Source organism: Acidovorax sp. 100 (genome assembly GCF_003688355.1).
Classification (GTDB): Bacteria; Pseudomonadota; Gammaproteobacteria; order Burkholderiales; family Burkholderiaceae_C; genus Acidovorax; species Acidovorax delafieldii.
On sequence record NZ_REFD01000001.1, the window covers coordinates 1,374,063 to 1,393,677 of the forward strand.

Here is a 19,615-nt window from a genome sequence, read left to right on the forward strand (position 1 = left end):
ACGCGCCGTTGATCCTCTTCCACCCGGGCGTGCGCAGCGCGCGTGCCCGGGTTTTCTTTTTGTCTTCCCACTGACTCCTGAAAGCCCTGCCCATGACCGGAATCGTTGAAGCCTTCTCGCCCAGCTACGCCCAGGCGCGCACAAAGTTTCTGGAGGCCGCCGCAGCCGCCGGCCTGTCCATCGAATCGCACGCCCACCCGCTCAAGGGCCGCGACGGCGAAGACCTGGCCATGGACGTGGTGCGCGACGGCCCGGCCGATGCCAAAAAGCTGCTCATCGTGAGCAGCGCCTGCCACGGCGTCGAGGGCTACTGCGGCAGCGGCGTGCAGGTGTTTGCGCTGCACGATGCCGAGTGGCGCGCCAAGGCGCGCGATGCCGGTGTGGCCACGCTCTACATCCACGCGCTCAACCCCTATGGCTTCTCGCACGTGCGCCGCTTCACACACGAGAACGTGGACCTGAACCGCAACTTCCAGGACTTCAGCAAGCCACTGCCCGTGAACACGGCCTACCGCGAGGTGCAGCCCCTGCTGCTGCCCGAGCAGTGGCCACCCGGCCCTGAGAACCAGGCAGCGGTGGCGGATTACATCGCCACCAAGGGCGAGGCCGCGTGGCAGGCCGCCATCTCGCAAGGCCAGCACGAGTTTCCGCAGGGCGTGTTCTTTGGCGGCACCGAGCCCACCTGGAGCAACCACACGCTGCGCCAGGTGCTGCGCCAGCACGGTGCGGCCGCGTCGAAGATCGCCTGGATCGACCTGCACACGGGCCTGGGCCCCAGCGGCCATGGCGAGCGCATCTACGCGGGCAATGACGACGCCGTGGCCGTGGCCCGCGCGCGCGCCTGGTGGGACGGCGGCGGCGCCACGCCGGTCACGTCGATCTACGACGGCTCGTCCACCTCGGCCTTCCTCACCGGCCTGATGTGGACATCGATCTACGACGAGTGCCCCCATGCCGAATACACCGGCATTGCCATGGAGTACGGCACCGTGCCCGTGCTCGACGTGATGAACGCCATCCGTGCCGAGCAATGGCTCCAACTGCACCCCGAAACTCCGGCTGACAAGGCTGCCCAGATCAAGGCGCAAATGCTGGCGGCCTTCTACACCGACACGGACGTGTGGAAGGGCCAGATCATCAGCCAGGCACGGCAGTCGATGTTCCAGGCGGTGAACGGGTTGACGGCCTGATTTTGTGTTCCAGAGGCCTCAGGCGCTAGTGCTATATGCCTGAGATGCTATCAATATGGTAGTGGGTGCGCAGGGGTTTGGCGGTTAGTACGGGTTCAGGAGCGTTGGGGTTGCCACCGTGGGGCGGCTACCATCGCCCCAAAAACCAGGAGACACCATGGCCTCTGATCCTCTGCGCGCGCTGAGCCGCAGCCTGCTCCGGTTGTCGGAGCAGGCCCAGCAGGTGGCCCCGCAGGACTTGCTGCACCAGGCCATGCAGACCTTGCAGGGACTGGTGCCTTTTGATTCCGCCTGGTGGGGCGAGGTCTCGGCGGGCGATGTGCAGGTGGCACCCCGCAACTGGCTGCACGGCAGCATTGGCCTGAGCCGCAGCTTTGCCGAGGAGTGGAATGCGCTGGCGGCGGTGGACCTGTTTGGGCTGCAGTCCATGCAGCAGCTGGGGGTGGTGATCCGTGAGCGTGACGTGGTGGGCCCGTTACCCGAGCACCCGGAGGTGGCCGCCTTCAGCCAGCGCCACGGCCTGTACCACTGCATGGCCCTCACTGCCGAGCTGCCCCACAGCGGGCTCATGTTTTTTGTCTCCATCTACCGCCCGCCAACGCGGCCGGAATTCTCGGACGGAGAGACAGTGCTGTTCGGCGAATTCGTCCTGCACCTGCTGCAGCAATGGCACCACCGTCTGCAGCGCCTGCAAAGCGACACGCCCGGCCGCCCCTGGGACAGCTTTGCCTTGGCCCGGCCGTCGGGCGAACTGCTGTTTGCCGGGCTGCGCATCAGCCGGGCGTTGGGCGAAGCCAGCCCCGGCTGGCACGGCACCCACCTGCCGCCGGTGGTGGCGCAGGCGCTGGCGGGCGCGCCCTGCACCCTGTCGGTGGGCAAGGCCTGCCGCCTGCGCTTGGAGCCCTGCGGGCCACTGGTGGCCGTGAGCCTGGCGTCGCGCCAGCACAAGCAAGCCCTGGCACCGCGCGAGCTGAGCGCCGCCATGCTGTACGCCCAGGGCCGCTCGCACAAGGACATTGCGGCCACGCTGGGCCTCACGCCCGCCACGGTGCGCACCTACCTGCGCACGGCCTATGCCGCGCTGGGCGTGAGCAACAAGCTGGAGCTGGTGGCCGCACTGCGCCACCAGTAGCGAGCGGCTGCGGGGGTGCCCCGCGCGGGTTTGCAGGGCTCGGTAGTTTCCCGCTCCCTCTGCATTTGCAGAGGCTGCAACCACGCCGCCTTTTCCTATCGTCCGCACCGGAGTCCAGTCGCTGGTGCCGGTCATGCCGCCGCCCCGCTGGGCTCCTGAAGAACCGTCATAACAGGAGACCTTTGCATGTTCCCGACCCCCCACCCCTTCGCCGTGGCGTCCCGACGCCACCCTCACCCCCTGGCACGCGCAGGGCGATGGACCGCTGTCTGCACCCTGGGTGCTGTGGCAGCCCTGGCCCTGACCGCCTGCGGCGGCGGCAGCGACGCCAATCCCCCGCTGGCCAGCAAGCCCCTGGCTGAGGCCTGTGCCGCCTACGCATCCACCGCCTTGCCCCATGGCGCCAAGGTCACCCGTACCGAGCTGCGCAAGGCCGATGGCACGTTGCCCGACGTGTGCATCGTGCGCGGGCAGATCGTCTCGTCGCCCGAGTCCACCATCAACTGGGCGGTGGAGCTGCCCACGCTGACACAATGGAACGGCAAGACGCTGACCATTGGTGGTGGCGGCTTTGACGGCTTCATCCCCACCGACGACCCGTGGTACCAGCAGCTGGTGGGCCCGTCGGCCAACCCGTACGTGAAGATCAGCTCCGACTCCGGCCACCAGATCCGCGGCTTTGCCTGGGGCAAGAGCGACGTGGCGCTGCGCAACCACGCGTTTGATGCCAACCATTTCGTGCTGGAGGTGGGCACCACGATCGCCACCGAGTTCTATGGCAAGCGCCCCGTGCGGCGCTACCACATGGGCCATTCCAACGGCGGTCGGTCGGGGCTCATCTCCACGCAGAAGTACCCCAAGGACTACGACGGCGTGGTGGCCATGGAGCCCGCCATCAGCCAGCAGGCGCACCAGGTCAACCTGGGGCCCACGGTGCTGCGCCACATCTTCAAGAGCCGCGACAACTGGATGAGCCCCGCCAAGATCGCGCTGTATGCCAAGGCCGAGGTGGCGGCGTGTGATGGCCTCGATGGCCTGAAGGACGGCATCATCGGCAACATCGAGGCGTGCAACTACGTGCCTACCGAGCTGCTGTGCCAGGGGGCGGACAACGACAGCTGCCTCACGGCCGGCCAGATCGAATCCATCCGCCTCATCTACAGCGACCACAAGACACCCGTGACCCTGTCGCGCGGTGCCGTGGGCTACCCGCGCTATGGTCGGGGCGGGGCGTCCACGTCGGACTGGCAGTCGTACATGTTCGGCACCAGCTTTGACGCGCCCGATTCGTTCAACCACATGGCCGTAACGGAAGCCGCGCGCCTGGTGGAGGGCAACCCCAACGCCAACATCCTGAGCCACGACCCCACGCAGTACCAGGCGCAGTACGCGCGGCTGGCCGAGATGATCGATGGCACGGATCCCGACATCTCCGCCTTTGCCGACAACGGCGGCAAGCTGCTGATCTGGTACGGCCTGGGCGACACCTGCGTGTCGCTGTACCGCACGGCAGACTATTTCGACACGGTCAAGCAGCGCCTGGGCGCCAGCAAGGTGCAGGGCTTTGCGCGCATGGTCACCTCGCCCTCCAACGGGCATGACCTGGACGGCGCAGGCACCGAGCCGCGCTCCATCGACCTGCTCGCCGCCATGGACGCCTGGGTGGAAAAGGGCGCGGCGCCTGACAAGCTGGTCGCCACGAAGTTCGCCCCTGGCACCAGCACCCCCGTGGCGCAGCGCCCGGTGTGCGAGTACCCCAAGTTCCCGCGCTACAACGGCACGGGCGATCCGGCCAAGGCCGAGAGCTTTACCTGCTCTGCGACCTGAACGCGGTGCTGGATGCAAAAAGGCACGCCCCTGGGCGTGCCTTTTTTGTGTGTCCAGTCGTCAGGATGCCAGCGCGCGCATCTCTGCGATCAGGTCCGACTTGCCTTCGAAGCCGATGCCCGGCAGCGGCGGCAGCGTCACGTAGCCGTTCTCGACCTTCACGCCATCGGGGAAGCCACCGTAGGGCTGGAACAGGTCGGGGTAGCTCTCGTTGCCGCCCAGGCCCAGGCCTGCCGCGATCGCCAGCGACATCTGATGGCCCCCGTGTGGAATGCAGCGGCTGGGGGACCAGCCGTATTCCTTGAGCATGTCGAGCGTGCGCAGGTACTCCACCAGGCCGTAGCTCAGCGCGCAGTCAAACTGCAGCCAGTCGCGGTCCTTGTGCATGCCGCCGTGGCGGATCAGGTTGCGCGCGTCCTGCATCGAGAACAGGTTCTCGCCCGTGGCCATCGGGCCCTTGTAGACCTCGCCCAGCTTAGCCTGCAGCTCGTAGTCCAGCGGGTCGCCTGCTTCTTCGTACCAGAACAGCGGGTACTGCGACAGGGCCTTGCCGTAGTCGATGGCGGTGGCCAGGTCGAAGCGGCCGTTGGCGTCCACCGCCAGTTGCTGGCCCGGGCCCAGGATCTTGAGCACCGACTCGATGCGCTCGCAGTCTTCGGCCAGCGTGGCACCGCCGATCTTCATCTTGACCACCGAGTAACCGCGCGCCAGGTAGCTTTCCATTTCCTTCTTGAGGCCATCGAGCCCCTTGCCGGGGTAGTAGTAGCCCCCGGCGGCGTAGACAAACACGCGCGGGTTGGGCGTGCCGTTGCCGTAGCGCTCGGCCAGCAGCTGGAACAGCGGCTTTCCGGCAATCTTGGCCGTGGCGTCCCACACGGCCATGTCGATGGTGCCCACGGCCACCGAGCGCTCGCCGTGGCCGCCGGGTTTTTCGTTGATCATCATGCGGGCACAGACCTTGTGCGGGTCCAGGTTCTCGCCCGTCTCGTCCAGCAGGCTGGCCGGCTCAGCCTCCAGCACGCGGGGGATGAATCGGTCGCGCATCAGCGCGCCCTGGCCGTAGCGGCCGTTGGAGTTGAAGCCGTAGCCGATCACCGGCTTGCCATCGCGAATCACGTCGGTGACCACGGCCACGAGGCTCAGCGTCATCTTCGAGAAGTCGATGTAGGCGTTGCGGATGTCCGACTTGATGGGACGGGTCGATTCGAGGATGTTGACGATCTTCATGGTGGTCGCGTTCGTTGGCAAAGAGGGAAAGGTGCGGGATCAAAAGGAAAGATCAGCGGGCGAGCGAAGAGCCCCCGCAGATCGCGATGTCCTGCCCCGTGATGGCGGCGGCAGATTCAGACAGAAGAAAGCCCACCAGTGCGGCAATCTCGGCAGGCTCGATCAGGCGGCCGATGGGCGGCAGGCGCGGTGCACTGCCCTGGCGGGCGGGGTCGTTCAGCATGCCGGTGGCGGTGGCTGCGGGCGAGACGACATTCACCGTCACGCCCTGCGCGGCCACCTCGGCGGCCCAGCTGCGCGCCAGTGCAATCAGCGCGGCCTTGGTCGCGGCGTACTGCCCGCGCCCGGCCATGCCCTGCGCCACGCGGCTGCCAATGAACACCACGCGCCCCTGGCCGCGCTGGGCCATGCCGGGCACGATGGCATCGGCCAGCCGGGTGGCGGCATCCACATGCAGGCGCCACATCAATTCGCCGCCCGCATGGTCGAGCTGGCCCAGCGGCCCCACGCGCAGCACGCCGGCCGCATGGACCAGCGCGTCCAAGCCGGGCAGCGCAGCGGCCACGCGGGCGATGTCTGCGCCATCGGCCAGGTTGACCGGTGTATGGGTGAACGAGGGGTGAACGACCGTCGGCTGGGCCACATCTAGGCCCGTCACGCGCCAGCCGCCGGCCAGCAGCGACTCGGCGATGCTGCGGCCTATGCCGCTGCTGCTGCCGGTGACGATGGCGTGGCGGGCATTACTCGACACGGATGTTCCCTTCGGTGACGATCTTCTGCGAGCGCTCCATGTCGCTGCGCTGGAACTTCGCGAAGTCCTCCACGCTGCCCGGCGTGGTCAGCAGCCCTTGTTCCTTGAGCTTGGGCGTCATCTCGGCCAGGGCCTTGTTCACCTCGGTGTTCAGCCGCTGGGTGATGTCGGCCGGCAGCTTGGCCGGGCCCCACAGGCCATACCAGCTGTAGAACTCGTAGCCCGGAATCGTTTCGCCCACCGTGGGCACGTCGGGCAGGCTGGCCGCGCGCTGCGCGGAGGTGACGGCCACCACGCGCAGCATGCCGCTCTTGTGATACTGCAGCGAGCCGAGGATGGGGTCGATGAAGCCGTCGATCTGCCCGCCGATCAGGTCCTGGAACGCAGGCGCCGTGCCCTTGTAGGGCACGATCAGGTAGTCGAGGTTGCCTGCGCGCTTGAGCAGTTCGGTCGAGAGGTGCCCGGCCGACCCGATGGAGCCCACGGCGAAGGTCATCTTGCCGGGGTTGGCTTTGGCGTAGGCCATCAGCGACTTGATGTCGGTGACCGGCAGGTTCTTGTTGATGGCCACCGACAGCGGGGCCTTGGCCACCAGCGCCACGGGTGTGAAGTCCTTGACCACGCCGTAGGGAACGGACTTCATGGTCATGGGCGCCGTGGTGAAGGTGGATGCGTTGAACAGCAGCGTGTAGCCGTCGGCCGGGGCCTTGGCCACCACGTCGCCGCCGATCACGCCGTTGCCGCCCGCCTTGTTCTCGACGATGAAGTTCTGGCCCATCTGGTCGCCCAGCTTTTGCGCGAGCATGCGGCCCACGGTGTCGAGCGTGCCGCCTGGCGGAAAGGGGATGACCATTCGCACCGGTTTGGTGGGATAGGACTGCGCAAAGCCGCTGGCCGCCATCGCGAGTGTGGCGGCGCAGAAAGCCGCGTGCAGTGCGGTGCGGAGGAAATGTTTGCGTTGCATGGTGTCTTGTCTCCTGTCGGTTTTTCTATGAGGACCCCGGGGCACAGGGGACTCGACATCCCCTGTGCCCATGTGGCCGCTCAGCGCTTGAGCAGGCCTGCCTGCTGGACGGCAGCGCGCAACGCGTCCATTTCCTTGGCGTTCGGCGCCTCGGTGGGGGGGCGCACGGTGGCGTCGTCGATCACACCGGCCAGGTACATGCCGCCCTTCATGCGGGCGTGGGCCTCGCCTGTCGGCTCGCCCCCGCCATACACCGCGTCTTTCAGCGGGGTGATGAGGGCCTGCACGGCCATGGCCTTCTTCAGGTCGCCCGCCTTCACGGCGTTCCACAGGTCGATGATGAGTTGCGGGATGAAGGTGGCAAAGCCCACCAGCGCGCCGTCCACGCCCTGCACCATCGAGGCCAGCAGGTACTCGTCGTGGCAGGTGAGGATGGCCTTGGACGCGTCGGCCTCGCGGATCGCCTGGATGTCGCGGGCGTACTTGTTCATGTCGCGCTGGCCCACCTTGAAGGCCTGCAGGTAGGGCAATCGGGCCAGGTCGGCCAGCAGCTGCGACGAGTACGAGGCACGCGTCCAGGCGGGGTAGACGTGGCAGACCAGGTCGGCGCTGGGGGCGGCTTGGTGGATGGCCTCGAAGTACTGCAGCGCGTGGCCCGACGTGAAACCAAAACGCAGCCAGTGGTGCGGGGGCATCACGTCCAGCGCCACGGCGCCAGCCGCCACGGCCGCGCGGGCGTGTTCTGCTGCGTCGGCCAGGCCTTCGCAGACGATGGACGAGATGACGGGCATGCGGCCCTTGAGTTCGTCGGCCACGATGCGGGTGACTTCGGTGCGCTCGGCCGGCGTCAGCGAGAAAACCTCGCCGGTATGGCCGTTGGTCATGATGGCGACCACGCCCTCGTGGCCCGCCAGCCATGAGGCGAGCTTGCGCAGCGCGGGCTCATCAATGCGGTGGTCGGGGGTAAAGGGGCACGAGATGGCGGGGATGATCCCGCGATAATTCGAGATGGCAGGCATGCTTTCTTGTCTCCGTTGGGAAAAGCTGGTGAACAACGGGGTGGATCATTCCGCGCCATGCTGCAGCGGTCCAATACTCGAATCGCATACAACTATCTATCGATCCATCGCGGAGACACATGGGACCCGGCAACCGACCCCTGGACCTGGAATGGCTGGAGGATTTCCTAGCTCTGGCCGAGACGGGCAATTTCTCGCGCGCGGCGGAGGCCCGCGCCATTGCCCAGCCCGCCTTCAGCCGCCATATCCGCGCACTGGAAGACTGGGTGGGCGTGGAGCTGTTCGACCGCAGTGCCCATCCTGCGGCGCTCACGGCGGCAGGCCAGCGCTTTCTGCCGCTGCTCGAAACCATCCTGGCCAATCTGGAGGCCGCGCGCATCAAGGCCCGTGCTGCACACGACCTGGCGGCTGCCAGCCTGCGCTTTGCGGCCACGCACGTGCTCTCGCTCACGTTTTTTCCGCGCTGGCTGGTGGGCATGGAGGCGCGCCTGCGGCTGGGGCCCATCCAGACCATGTCCGACAGCTCGCAGGCCTGCGAAGACCTGATGCTCCAGCGGCGTGTGCAGTTTGTGCTGTGCCATGGCCACGCCGAGGTGCCGGGGCGCCTGGACGAGGCGCAGTACCCCATGTGCCGCCTGGCGGACGACCGGCTGCTGCCAGTCAGTGCGCCACAGTCCGGCGGCGCAGCAGGCCAGCCGATGCATGCGCTGGGCCAGCAGGCCCCGGTGCCCGTGCTGGCCTACAGCGAGGCGTCGGGCCTGGGCCGCATCATGCGGGCCCGCATGCGCGGGGTGTTCGCTGACGGTGCTGACGGCCCGGTGGCGGTGGTGTTCACCGCGCACCACGCGGTGTTGCTCAAGACTCTTGCCCAGGAAGGGCGGGGCGTGGCCTGGCTGCCCGAAAGCCTGATTGCCGACGAGTTGCGCGCCGGCACGCTGGTGGCTGCCGGGGGCGCCGACTGGAACGTGCCGGTGCAGATCCGCCTGTACCGCCAGCGTGCCGAGATGTCGCCGGTGGCCGAGTCCTTGTGGGAACTGGCGGTGGCGCAGGTGGCACCGCTGGCCTGAGCGCTTGCCGTTCCCCTGGCTGGCAGCCGATTCTTAAAGGCCCAGGTCGCTCAGCCCCGGATGGTCGTCCGGTCGGCGCCCCAGCGGCCAGAAGAACAGCCGGTCTGCGGCCTGGATGGGGCGGTCGTTGATGCTGGCGTGGCGCACGGCCATCAGGCCTGCGTCGTTGAACTCCCAGTTCTCGTTGCCGTAGCTGCGGTACCACTGGCCTGCGTCGTCATGCCATTCGTAGGCAAACCGCACGGCGATGCGGTGGCCGCTGAACGCCCACAGCTCCTTGATGAGGCGGTAGTCCAGTTCGCGTGCCCACTTGCGCTCCAGCAGCTGCCGGGCGGCCTCGCGGCCCACGGGGAACTCGGCGCGGTTGCGCCAGCGCGTGTCCTCGGTGTAGGCCAGGGCCACGCGGGCAGGGTCGCGCGAGTTCCAGCCGTCTTCGGCCAGGCGCACTTTCTGGACGGCGGTGTGTTGGGTAAAGGGGGGCAAAGGCGGGCGTGTTTCCATGGGAACCTCGACGGTGAAGGGTTGATGTAGACAGATCTGTCTACGTGCCATCATAAAGCTATGTAGACAGACTTGTCTACAATGAGCGAATGACCTTTGATCCTCTCCCTGTCGGCTGGCAAGACCTGCCCGCCCGAGACCGCCTGCTGCACACGGCGCACGCGCTGTTCTACCGAGATGGCATCCGCGCCACGGGCATCGACCGGGTGATTGCGGAGTCTGGCGTGACCAAGGTGACCTTTTACCGGCATTTCCCGAGCAAGAACGCGCTCATCTGTGCGTATCTGGAGTACCGGCACGCGGGCTGGATGGGCTGGTTCGCCGACGCGCTGCAGCGCCATGCGCACGCGCTGCCCTCAGTGGCGGATCGCACGCGGGCATTGGCGCCCGCGCTGGCGGAATGGTTGGGCAGCAAGCACTTTCGGGGCTGTGCCTTCATCAACAGCGTGAGCGAGCTGGGAGACACCGTGCCGGAGGTGCTGGAGATTGCGCAGCGCCACAAGCGCGACATGACGGCGTTGCTGGCTGCCTTGTTGCCTGCGCCTTCCCACCGTGCGGAAGACGCGCAGGCGCTCACCCTGGTGGTGGAGGGCGCCATCGTGCGTGCGCAGATGGGCGAACCTGTCGCCGCGGTGGTGGCCGCAGTGTCCCGCCTGACGGATGCGCTGGTGGCGGCGCCTCCTCAGCGCAAGGGATGAGCCTGTCGGTCGATAGGAAAGATGGGAACGTTTCTGGCGGCCGCCCGCATGGTCAGTCCAGCCGTGCGCCTTGTGTAGCACCGTGGCGGGTGCGCTGGTCGTACTGCTTCTCGCGCGCCACGTGGTCCTGCAGCAGCCGGTGGCCCAAGGCGTTGGCTTCGCGCTCCAGCGTGGCGCAGTCGGACGCCGCGGGCATCTGGCGGATGGCCTGGTCAATAGCCTGCGCTGCGTCGCGCCCGATCTGCACATGGCCTTGCTCGTGGTGGTACAGCGCCTGCACATACCGGTCAAAAACCGCCTGCTGCGACGGGCTGGCGGCCTGCAGGTCGGGCAGCTGCACTTCGGTGCGCAGCCGGGTGTTGACTTCGGTGATCGCACAGCGGCCCGAGGCTTCGCGCCACCAGCGGAAGGTCCAGCGCACGTTCCAGCGGGTGTAGCCATGAAAGCGCTGTCCACCCACCGAAATGGGGGTTGCAGCATGCAGGGCATCGCGCAGTGTCTCTCCGGGCTGGGCGCGCACCACGTAGGGCCGCTGGGTGCTTTCTTCCTCCACGGCCGCGTGTGCCCCACCCGCAGACAGCAGCAAGGCCACCACCCACCCCAGACGCACGCTGGGTGGCGGCTCTGGCAACGCAGATGCGTTCAGTCGCCCCACGGCAGCATCAGCGTGAGCAGGGACAGCTGGTCGAACTCGGGCGCAAAGGCATCAATGATCTGCTGCGGCTCGGGGCACAGGGTGGTGTCGGTGATCACGCCAAACTGCACGCCGCCGCCGTAGCTGAGGATGGAGACCCCCAGGCCGATGTCACCCGACTGCGGCACCCAGAACATGCACTGCGTGACGCGTGCACCGCACAGCGTGAGCTGCTCCTTGGGGCCGGGCACGTTGGTCATCACCGCCGTGGTCTTGCGGCCAAACAGGTTGAGCAGTGCGTCCTGTGCGGGCTTGATCATCAGGCCTGCCGCGGCGAGCATGGCAAACGCCAGGATGGGCTGGGTGCTGCCCTTGAGTGCATTCATGCGCTTGCGCACTTCGTACACGCGCTCGACAGGGTTGGCCACACCAATCGGCAGCACCAGCGGCACCAGGCCAAAGCGGTTGCCCAGCTTCCAGGCCTCTTCCATGGGGCGCAGATTCACCGGGATCATGGCGCGGATCTCCTGGCCCGTAGGGTCGTCGCCCTGGCTGCGCAGATAGCCGCCGATGGCGCCCGCCACACACGACAGCAGCACATCGTTGATGGAGCAGTTGAGTGCTTTGCCGATGGCCTTGACCTCTTCGAGCGGAATCGGCGGGCACCAGGCCACGCGCTTGGCGCTGCCGGGCTGGCCCTTCAGGCGCGTGGGCGAGTCGTCAGGCATCAGGGCCAATGCCGCCGCATCGCTGACGAGCTGGTAGGCCACGCGGGCCATGTCCATGGTGCCGGTCAGCCCGTGGTGCATGGCCTTTTCCGGGTCGCCCAGCATCTGCAACGACTTGGCGGCGCTGTCGCCCGCCAGGTCCAGGGCCTTGACGGTGAGGCCGGTGAAGGGCTTGATGAGTGCGTCGGCGATCCAGTCCTCGGCGGTGGCGGCTTCCTTGTCTGCCCGCGCCTTGCGCTTGGGGGGTTCCGAGCCGCCATCGACCAGCGACATGGTCACCGAGATGAGTGCAATGCCGTCCGCAATGCAGTGGTGGATGCGTACGATGAGCGCGCTGCCCTTCGCGCCGTCGTCACCCACAAAGTCTTCGATCAGGTGCATTTGCCACAACGGGCGGCGTGTATCGAGCGGCTGCATGGCGAGTTCGCCCACGCGGTCCTGTAGTGCGCGCTGCATGCTGTGGCCTGCGCGGTGGGGCAGCTTTTCGCGCAGCACATGCGCAGCGATGTCGAAGTTGCGGTCCTCCACCCAGGTGGCGCCTGCGGCATCTTCCACTACCCGCTGGCGAAAGCGCGGGTACTGCAGCAGGCGCTGCTGTACGCGTTCGCACAAGGCCTCCCAGGTGATGCCGGGTGACAGGGTCCACACGCCGTTGATCATCATCAGGTTGCTGTGCGAATCCATGCGCAGCCAGGCGGTATCGACCTTGCTCATGCGTTCGCCCGACAGGCCCAGCATGCCGGTGGCCGCGCGGCGCACGTTCTTCTGCACCACGGTGGCGGCCTTGCGGGCTGCGGGGGGCAGGGCCTGGGCGGCCTTGCGTGCCACCTCAGGCGCCTGGTCGCGCATGGTGCGCAGGGGGCTCGTGCTGCGGCCGGGGGCGGCTTTGCGGGGGGCTGGAATGCGGGTCACCATCAGATGTACACCTATTGTTTGATTTTTGGGGGCTTGCCTCTATGGATTGAGCGGCCCCGGGCCGTGCTCAGCCCGTAAGATACAACGCAGCAAACCCTTGCCGACACCGTTCTTTCCCTCCCCCCACACATCCCAAGGAGCACACCGACATGGCCGACCTCAATGCCACCTTCGAAGCCGCCGTGGCCAATTCCAAGAACCTGAGCGAGCGTCCCGACAACGCCACGCTGCTCAAGATCTACGCGCTGTACAAGCAAGCCACCGCCGGCGACAACACCGAGAAGAAGCCCAGCTTCTCCGACATGGTGGGCCGTGCCAAGTGGGACGCCTGGGAAAAGCTCAAGGGCACGGGTGCCGACGAGGCCAAGCAACTGTATGTGGACCTGATCACCTCGCTGAGCTGATACGGCGGTGACCCCCAAAGAAAAAGGCGACCTTGGTCGCCTTTTTCTTTGGGGGCAGAGGTGCCTAACGCTGGACCCACCCCTTGGGCAGCCCGGCTTCCGGCGTCATGCCGTAGACCGGCTCGCCCGGCAGCCCCGCCTGCAGCGGCACGCGGGCGGCCATCAGGCGCTCCAGGTCCACCCCCGTGGCAATGCCCATGGCTTCGAACATGAACACCAGGTCTTCGGTCACCACGTTGCCCGACGCGCCCGGTGCATAGGGGCAGCCGCCCAGGCCGCCCAGCGACGCATCAAAGGTGCGCACCCCCACGTCGTAGGCCGCCAGGCAGTTGGCCAGCCCCAGCCCGCGGGTGTTGTGCATGTGGGCCGCACCGGCCTTGGCACCCAGCTTGGCGCGCAGGCGCGTGAACAGGCGGCGCACCTGCGCCGGGTTGGCCATGCCGGTGGTGTCCGACAGGCCCACCTCGTCGGCGCCGGCCTCGGCGCACAGGCCTGCGAGCCAGATCACATCGTCCTCGGGCACCACGCCTTGCAGCGTGCAGCCAAAGGCGGTGGACAACCCCACCTCCACCAGCACGCCGGGCGCCTGCGCGTTACGCAGCTGTGCCACGGCGCGCACCTCCTCGACCATGGCCTCGCGTGTCTTGCGCACATTGGCCAGCGAATGGGCAGCACTGGCCGACACCGGCAGGGTGACCTTGTGCACCCCTGCTGCCAGCGCCGCCTCGGCGCCGCGCAGGTTGGGCGCCAGGGCCATCACGGTGATGCCAGGGTGGGTGAGCGCGTGCCGCACCACTTCGGCCACATCGGCCATCTGGGGCAGCAGGCGGGCGGGCACGAACGAGCCGACTTCGATCTCGCGCAGGCCGGCCGCCACCAGGGCGTCGATCCAGCGCAGCTTGTCGGCCGTGGGCATGGTGGCTTTGACGGACTGCAGGCCATCGCGCGGGCCGACTTCGCTGATGAGGACTTGGGGTTGCGTCATGGTGCTGGACGGAGGATGCCGCCGAGGATAGCGCGCTGGCGCTGCCAGAAGGTGCTCTGGGGCTTTTGAACAAAGTGGCAATTTGTGATGCCATACCGGCAAACAGCCCAGCAATATGCAGCAGATTGGGCGATTCCCATTGTTTTGGCGCTTCGGGACACTGCTTGGAGCCGTATCCATTCCCATTCGGAGACAAGCGCCATGCCCTCACACCATCCTTTTTCCACCCGCTACCTCAGTGCCACCGATGTCATCGACATGGTGCAGCGCAAGGGCGTCGAGGCCTGCCTGCGCGGCATTGCCGACTACATCCAGGCCGACTTTCTGCGCTGGGGAGCGTTCGACAAATCCGCACGTGTGGCCAGCCACTCGCGCGACGGCGTGATCGAACTCATGCCCATTGCCGACGACCAGACCTATGCGTTCAAGTACGTCAACGGCCACCCCACGAACACGCGCTGGGGGCTGCCTACGGTGATGGCGTTTGGCGTGCTGGCCGATGTGGCCACGGGCGCGCCCCTGCTGCTGAGCGAACTCACGCTCACCACCGCCCTGCGCACCGCCGCCATGTCGGCCGTGGCCGCCCGCGCCCTGGCGCGGCCTGGCAGCCGTACCATGGCGCTGATCGGCAACGGCGCCCAAAGCGAGTTCCAGGCACTGGCCTTCCACCACCTGCTGGGCATCACCACGCTGCGGCTGTTTGATACCGACCCGGCCGCCACCGCCAAGCTGCAGGCCAACCTGCAAGGCACAGGCCTGCGCACCGTGGCCTGCAACAGCACGGCCGATGCCGTGCGCGGCGCCGACGTCGTGACCACGGTGACGGCTGACAAGACCAACGCCACCATCCTCACGCCCGGCATGCTGGCGCCCGGCATGCACATCAACGCCGTGGGGGGCGACTGCCCCGGCAAGACCGAGCTGCATGCCGACGTGCTGCGCCAGGCCCAGGTGTTTGTGGAATACGCGCCGCAGACGCGCATTGAAGGCGACATCCAGCAGCTGCCTGCCGACTTTGGGGTGACCGAGCTGTGGGAAGTGCTGGCAGGCCAACACACCGGCCGGGCCAGCGATGCAGCGGTGACGGTGTTCGACTCTGTGGGCTTTGCGCTGGAGGACTTTTCTGCGCTGCGCTTCTTGCGCGATACGGCCGCCGAGCTGGGCATGGGCCAACCCATCGAACTCATCCCCCAGCTGTCAGACCCCAAGAACCTGTTTGGGCTGCTGCGCACGCACAACCCCCTGCTGCGCGCTGTGGCCTGACGCCTGTCCGGTCACCCCTTCTCAGTCCCTCCAGACCACGCTGCTGGCGGAGTCGGTGCGTGTGGTGCGGAAATGGTTGGCCGGGTGGGCCGGGTCCGCCATGCCAAAGGAGATGCCGCAGACGATGCTGCGGTCGTTGCCAATGCCCAGCACCTCGCGCAGCACGCCGGGGTAGGACGCCAGCGCCGCCTGTGCGATGGAGCCCACGCCCAGACTGTGCGCGGCCAGCATGAAGTTGCTCACATACGCGCCACAGTCCACCGCACCATAGACGCCCAGTGCCTCGTCGCTGGTGACGATGGCCACATGCGGTGCGCCGAACATCGTGAAGTTCTGCGCCGCCTGGCGGGCCGAGGCTTCGCGGTCACCCTTGGCAATGCCCAGGGCTTCGTACAGGCCCCAGCCGCATTCGCGCCGCCGTTCCTGGTACACGCCCCGGTATTCGCGGGGCCAGGGCAGGTCGGGGTTGGGGGCTGCGGTGGTCATATGCGACTGCAGTGCGCTGCGCAGGCGCTCCAGCGTGGCGCCGCTGGCTATGGTGAGCTGCCAGGGCTGCGCGTTGCACCACGAGGCCGTGCGCTGCGCGGTGGCCAGGATGGCTTCGATGGTGCCGCGCGGCAACGGCGCGGGCAGAAAAGCGCGGCAGCTGTAGCGGGTGTGGAGCAGCGTGGAGAGGGTGTCAAACGCCGGGCTGTGGGCGGCGGTCTCGCTCGCGGTGGATGTCATTGCGGTGGCTAGGCCTTCTTGGCCTTGGTGGCAGGCTTGGCCGCTGACTTGGGGGCCGGCTTGTCAGCATCCGCTTCTACTGCATGTTTCTTCTTGTCTGCGGCGGGCTTCTTGGCGCCGGGGTGGGGCGCGTTGAGGAGGGCGTCCAGCTGCTCGCCAATTTCGGCCTCGATGCGGTCCTTGAACGCGCCGAACAGAAAGCCGAGCTGTGCCTTCATCTCGAACTGGTGGGCATCCACCAGCAGCGTGCCCTTGACGCCCGAGCGGGTGAAGGTGAGCAGGTCTTCCTTGTCCCCTTCTTCGTAGGTGCATTCCATGTCGAATTTTTCTTCGGCCTTTTCGGCCCAGGAGAAGGCGACCTTGCGGGCTTCCTTGAAGCCCAGGTGGTGTTCGCGGTGGATATGAATGTCAGGCACCGGCTGTCTCCTTGAGGTGTTGGGGGTCAGGTAAAAGGGCGCGCAGTGTGTCGTGCCGCTCGGGCAGGGGCTGCTGCGTCAGTTGTCGTACGGCATCATAAAACCGGGGCCAGTTGCGCCCCTCGCGTTCAAACAAGGCCTCGAACGCGGGCACCAGTTCGTCGTAGGCGGCCTGGGCGGCAAAACTGGCGTTGTTGGCCTGGGCCACCCAGCGGTCGTAGCCCGCCACCTGGGCTGTGGTGGCTCGGGGGGGCGTCCCGCCGGGCGCGTCCAGCCAGCGTGCGCGCAGTGCGGCATAGTCGTCGCGAAATGCTTGCATTGCTTCTCTTTTCATAGCAATTAAGGCATGATCTTCTAGCGCTTGAAGCTCCTTTTGCTCATAAATGGCCGCCAGGCGGGTGCGCGTGGCCCGGGTGAGCATGCGGAAGGCGCTGCGCCGCGCTTCGCTGGTGGCGTAGGCCTCGCGCGCGGCGGGGGGGGACTGCGTGGCCAGCCACCGCGCCACGCCAATGCGTTCCACCGCCGTGGCAAAGGACTCGTTGAACAAGGTGTCGTTCTTGGCATAGACCACCTGGTGCGCCAGCTCGTGGAACAGCAGGCGCACAAAGTCACCCTCGGGCCAGGCGATGAAGGTGGACAGCAGCGGGTCGCCGCCCGCCCAGTTCATGTAGCCCAGCGTGGAGTAGGCGGGCACGCCGTACACCTCCACCTCCAGGCCCTGCGCGGCCAGTTCGGCGGCCTCGGCCTGTGCCGCAGCCTCGGTGAAATAGCCCCGGTAGCCGATGCAGCCCGTGACCGGAAAGCACCAGGTGTGCAGCGTCAGCGAATAGGGCGGCGCGGCGACCACATTCCACACGGCGGCGGGGCGCTTCAGGTCGGCATAGCGGCGGTAGCTGGCGTTGTCGGGCAGGCCGAGTTCCGCCACCGCAAAAGCCCGCGCACGTTGCGCCAGCTGCAGCCGCTCGCGCAGGGCGGGCGAGATGTCCTTGCGCGCCACCCATTCGTCAATCGGTTCTGCGGCATGCATGATCTGCATGTGCCCGCGCAGCGATTGCCAGTAGTAGCCCAGCGCGTTGGAGGGACCGGTGGTGCTGGCGCAGCCGGCCAGCACCAGGCAAAACATCAGGCTGAAAGTGGCCCGCAGGCGGGAAGGTGGCTGGCGCATGCAGCGCAGTTTATGGGCAGATTGAACCCTTTGCGTTCGCCCTGTCAGCAGCCTGGCTGTTGCGCTTTCTAGAATGCCGCGCATGACCCCTTTGACCGCTCCCGATCCTGCTCGCCCACCTGCGCTGGCCGACGGCCTGTTCGCTGACGAGGCCGGTTGCCCGCGCTGCACCTGGTGCCAGTCCACGCCGCTGTACCGCCACTACCACGACACCGAGTGGGGCTTTCCGGTGGCCGACGACCGCCGGCTGTTCGAGAAGATCTGCCTGGAGGGTTTTCAATCGGGCCTGAGCTGGCTCACCATCCTGAACAAGCGCGAGGGCTTTCGTGCCGCGTTCGCGCACTTCGACGCCGAGCAGGTCGCAGCCTTTGGCCCGGCCGAGGTTGAGCGCCTGGTGCAGGACGCGGCCATCGTGCGCCACCGGGGCAAGATCGAATCCACCATCAACAACGCGCGCCGCGTGCTGGAGCTGCGCAGCGAGTTCGGCTCGCTGGCGCACTACGCCTGGCGCTACGAGCCCGCCGCTGCCGACCGGCCCGAGCGGCTCACGCGCGAAGTGGCGCGCACCCTGTCCACGTCACCTGCATCCATTGCCATGTCCAAGGACCTGAAAAAGCGAGGCTGGAGTTTTGTGGGCCCCACCACGGTGTACGCCTTCATGCAGGCGATGGGTCTGGTCAATGACCACCTGGAAGGTTGCCATTCGCGCCCCGCAGCGCTGGCAGCGCGCAAGGCGTTTGTGGTGCCGCGCGGCTGACCGATCAATCGATAGATCGGTCAGGCCCGTGCCACGGGACGCAGCAGCCACAGCGCTCCCAACGCAGCCAGGCCCAGCAGCGTGGTGAGCCACAGGGCGGCGGCGCCAGCACGGTCCAGCGCCATGCCAAACAGCACCGGTGCAAACGCCTGCGCCACGCGGGCGGGCACCATCATCAGGCCCTGGCGCGCGCCGTAGCCCGCAGGCCCAAACAGCACCAGCGGCAGCGTGCCCTTGGCAATGGTCAGTATCCCGTTACCTGCCCCGTGCAGCACGGTGAAAACCGCTGCCCCAGGCCCGCCCAGCACCATCAGCAAGCCCGCGCCCACGGGGTGTGCGGCGGCAGCCAGCTGGGCCGACAGCAGCGGGTGCAGGCGGCGCAGAAAACCAAACTCCAGCAGGCGTGCCGCCACCTGCGCAGGGCCCACCAGCGCGGCCATTGCCACTGCCGCCTGCAGCGACGTACCGCTGGCCTGCAGCAGGTGGGGCAGGTGGGCTGCCATGGCGGTGCTGGTGAACCAGGTGACCGCAAACACAAAGGACAGCAGCACGGTGGTGCGCAGCGGGTGTGCTGGAGTGGGCGGGGCGGATACGGCCGGTTCTGTGGCGGGCGCTGCGATGGCGTCCGTCGATGGTTCGGTGGCCTTTTCTGCGGCGTCGGCGCGCGGCAGCCAGCCATTGAGCGGCACCCCCACCAGCAAGTGCAATGCGGCCCAGCCCGCGCACGCTCCGCGCCAACCCCATTGCGTCTCCATCCAGGCCGACAGCGGCCAGCCCACGGTGCTGGCAAACCCCGCGATCAGCGTGATGCCGGTGATGGCGCTGCGCGCGCCCTGGCCGTACAGCCGCACCAGCGTGGCAAACGCCGCCTCGTAAAGGCCCGACCCCATGGCCACGCCCATCAGCACCCAGGCGGCAAACAGCCCCACCGGGCCTTGCGCCAGGGCCATGCCCACCAGAGCAGCTGCAAACAGCAGATTGGTGCCCACCAGCACCGGGCGACCGCCATGGCGGTCAATGGCTCGGCCCGCGAAAGGCCCGAGCAGTGCCGACACGATGAGCGCCACGGAAAACGCCGCGAACACCGTGGGGGTGGCCACACCCAAGTCGCGCGCCATGGGCGCGGCCAGCATGGCAGGCAGGTAGTAGGACGAGGCCCAGGCCAGCGTCTGGGCCGTGCCCAGGCGCGCCACGGTCCAGCGTTGTGACGCGGCGCTCATGCCGCGCGGTGGGCCATGGCGGGGGC

General features: G+C 67.4%; 20 protein-coding genes. 8 read left to right on the forward strand and 12 right to left on the reverse strand.

The features are described 5' to 3' along the window. Positions 1 to 92 precede the first annotated feature (92 nt). From C8C96_RS06445 to C8C96_RS06455, 3 genes are all read left to right on the forward strand, one after another. Entirely contained in the window at positions 93 to 1,190 is a 1,098-nt protein-coding gene (locus tag C8C96_RS06445) for a M14 family metallopeptidase (protein ID WP_121941801.1), read from the forward strand. A gap of 157 nt (positions 1,191 to 1,347) precedes the next feature. Next, complete coding sequence (locus C8C96_RS06450) at positions 1,348 to 2,322, forward strand: LuxR C-terminal-related transcriptional regulator (protein ID WP_056745727.1); 975 nt, start codon at positions 1,348 to 1,350, stop codon at positions 2,320 to 2,322. 186 nt (positions 2,323 to 2,508) lie between these two features. Next, positions 2,509 to 4,149, forward strand: a complete 1,641-nt coding sequence (locus C8C96_RS06455) for a tannase/feruloyl esterase family alpha/beta hydrolase (RefSeq protein ID WP_233584172.1) — start codon at positions 2,509 to 2,511, stop codon at positions 4,147 to 4,149. Between the two features lie 60 nt (positions 4,150 to 4,209). Here C8C96_RS06455 and C8C96_RS06460 read toward each other — a convergent pair whose 3' ends face one another. From C8C96_RS06460 to C8C96_RS06475, 4 genes are all read right to left on the reverse strand, one after another. Further along, positions 4,210 to 5,376 carry a mandelate racemase/muconate lactonizing enzyme family protein gene (locus C8C96_RS06460; protein ID WP_121941802.1) on the reverse strand — a complete coding sequence of 389 codons (1,167 nt, stop codon included), beginning with the start codon at positions 5,374 to 5,376 and terminating at the stop codon, positions 4,210 to 4,212. 52 nt (positions 5,377 to 5,428) lie between these two features. Beyond that, a complete protein-coding gene (locus C8C96_RS06465; protein ID WP_121941803.1) occupies positions 5,429 to 6,127 on the reverse strand; it encodes an SDR family NAD(P)-dependent oxidoreductase in 699 nt (232 codons plus the stop codon). Continuing rightward, a complete protein-coding gene (locus C8C96_RS06470) occupies positions 6,117 to 7,091 on the reverse strand; it encodes a tripartite tricarboxylate transporter substrate binding protein (protein WP_121941804.1) in 975 nt (324 codons plus the stop codon). Before C8C96_RS06470 ends, C8C96_RS06465 begins: the two co-directional genes overlap by 11 nt. An 80-nt stretch (positions 7,092 to 7,171) precedes the next feature. Further along, complete coding sequence (locus C8C96_RS06475; RefSeq protein ID WP_121941805.1) at positions 7,172 to 8,110, reverse strand: dihydrodipicolinate synthase family protein; 939 nt, start codon at positions 8,108 to 8,110, stop codon at positions 7,172 to 7,174. A gap of 119 nt (positions 8,111 to 8,229) precedes the next feature. Here C8C96_RS06475 and C8C96_RS06480 point away from each other — a divergent pair, with 119 nt between their 5' ends. After that, positions 8,230 to 9,177 carry a LysR family transcriptional regulator gene (locus tag C8C96_RS06480; protein ID WP_121941806.1) on the forward strand — a complete coding sequence of 316 codons (948 nt, stop codon included), beginning with the start codon at positions 8,230 to 8,232 and terminating at the stop codon, positions 9,175 to 9,177. A gap of 33 nt (positions 9,178 to 9,210) precedes the next feature. Here C8C96_RS06480 and C8C96_RS06485 read toward each other — a convergent pair whose 3' ends face one another. After that, positions 9,211 to 9,678 (reverse strand): nuclear transport factor 2 family protein, encoded by a 468-nt coding sequence (locus tag C8C96_RS06485; RefSeq protein ID WP_056059789.1) that lies wholly within the window; start codon positions 9,676 to 9,678, stop codon positions 9,211 to 9,213. Between the two features lie 89 nt (positions 9,679 to 9,767). Here C8C96_RS06485 and C8C96_RS06490 point away from each other — a divergent pair, with 89 nt between their 5' ends. Continuing rightward, entirely contained in the window at positions 9,768 to 10,376 is a 609-nt protein-coding gene (locus C8C96_RS06490) for a TetR/AcrR family transcriptional regulator (RefSeq protein WP_121941807.1), read from the forward strand. Positions 10,377 to 10,428: 52 nt separating this feature from the next. Here the strand turns inward: C8C96_RS06490 and C8C96_RS06495 are convergent, their stop codons facing one another. After that, positions 10,429 to 11,031 (reverse strand): DUF922 domain-containing Zn-dependent protease, encoded by a 603-nt coding sequence (locus C8C96_RS06495; protein WP_233584173.1) that lies wholly within the window; start codon positions 11,029 to 11,031, stop codon positions 10,429 to 10,431. Further along, positions 11,019 to 12,653 carry a wax ester/triacylglycerol synthase family O-acyltransferase gene (locus C8C96_RS06500; RefSeq protein WP_121941808.1) on the reverse strand — a complete coding sequence of 545 codons (1,635 nt, stop codon included), beginning with the start codon at positions 12,651 to 12,653 and terminating at the stop codon, positions 11,019 to 11,021. Before C8C96_RS06500 ends, C8C96_RS06495 begins: the two co-directional genes overlap by 13 nt. Positions 12,654 to 12,802: 149 nt before the next feature. Here C8C96_RS06500 and C8C96_RS06505 point away from each other — a divergent pair, with 149 nt between their 5' ends. Next, positions 12,803 to 13,057 carry an acyl-CoA-binding protein gene (locus C8C96_RS06505; RefSeq protein WP_056745710.1) on the forward strand — a complete coding sequence of 85 codons (255 nt, stop codon included), beginning with the start codon at positions 12,803 to 12,805 and terminating at the stop codon, positions 13,055 to 13,057. A 64-nt stretch (positions 13,058 to 13,121) separates the two neighbouring features. On the opposite strand, the gene C8C96_RS06510 is transcribed toward C8C96_RS06505, so the two are convergent. Beyond that, the gene (locus C8C96_RS06510) at positions 13,122 to 14,042 is read right to left on the reverse strand and encodes a hydroxymethylglutaryl-CoA lyase (protein WP_121941809.1); all 921 of its coding nucleotides are present in this window, start codon (positions 14,040 to 14,042) and stop codon (positions 13,122 to 13,124) included. Positions 14,043 to 14,243: 201 nt separating this feature from the next. Here C8C96_RS06510 and C8C96_RS06515 point away from each other — a divergent pair, with 201 nt between their 5' ends. After that, positions 14,244 to 15,305 carry an ornithine cyclodeaminase gene (locus C8C96_RS06515; protein ID WP_121941810.1) on the forward strand — a complete coding sequence of 354 codons (1,062 nt, stop codon included), beginning with the start codon at positions 14,244 to 14,246 and terminating at the stop codon, positions 15,303 to 15,305. Between the two features lie 21 nt (positions 15,306 to 15,326). Here C8C96_RS06515 and C8C96_RS06520 read toward each other — a convergent pair whose 3' ends face one another. From C8C96_RS06520 to C8C96_RS06530, 3 genes are read right to left on the reverse strand one after another with little or no spacing between them, the layout of a single operon-like run. Then, positions 15,327 to 16,031 carry a nitroreductase gene (locus C8C96_RS06520; protein ID WP_121941811.1) on the reverse strand — a complete coding sequence of 235 codons (705 nt, stop codon included), beginning with the start codon at positions 16,029 to 16,031 and terminating at the stop codon, positions 15,327 to 15,329. Between the two features lie 8 nt (positions 16,032 to 16,039). Then, positions 16,040 to 16,447, reverse strand: coding sequence for a polyhydroxyalkanoic acid system family protein (locus C8C96_RS06525; protein ID WP_121941812.1), 408 nt, complete (start codon positions 16,445 to 16,447; stop codon positions 16,040 to 16,042). Further along, positions 16,440 to 17,612, reverse strand: a complete 1,173-nt coding sequence (locus C8C96_RS06530; protein ID WP_121941813.1) for an aminopeptidase — start codon at positions 17,610 to 17,612, stop codon at positions 16,440 to 16,442. The genes C8C96_RS06525 and C8C96_RS06530 overlap by 8 nt, the downstream gene beginning before the upstream one ends. An 82-nt stretch (positions 17,613 to 17,694) precedes the next feature. Between C8C96_RS06530 and C8C96_RS06535 the strand changes: the two genes are divergently transcribed. Then, entirely contained in the window at positions 17,695 to 18,369 is a 675-nt protein-coding gene (locus C8C96_RS06535) for a DNA-3-methyladenine glycosylase I (protein WP_121943908.1), read from the forward strand. 20 nt (positions 18,370 to 18,389) lie between these two features. Here C8C96_RS06535 and C8C96_RS06540 read toward each other — a convergent pair whose 3' ends face one another. Next, positions 18,390 to 19,589 (reverse strand): MFS transporter, encoded by a 1,200-nt coding sequence (locus tag C8C96_RS06540; protein ID WP_121941814.1) that lies wholly within the window; start codon positions 19,587 to 19,589, stop codon positions 18,390 to 18,392. Between the last annotated feature and the right edge of the window lie 26 nt (positions 19,590 to 19,615).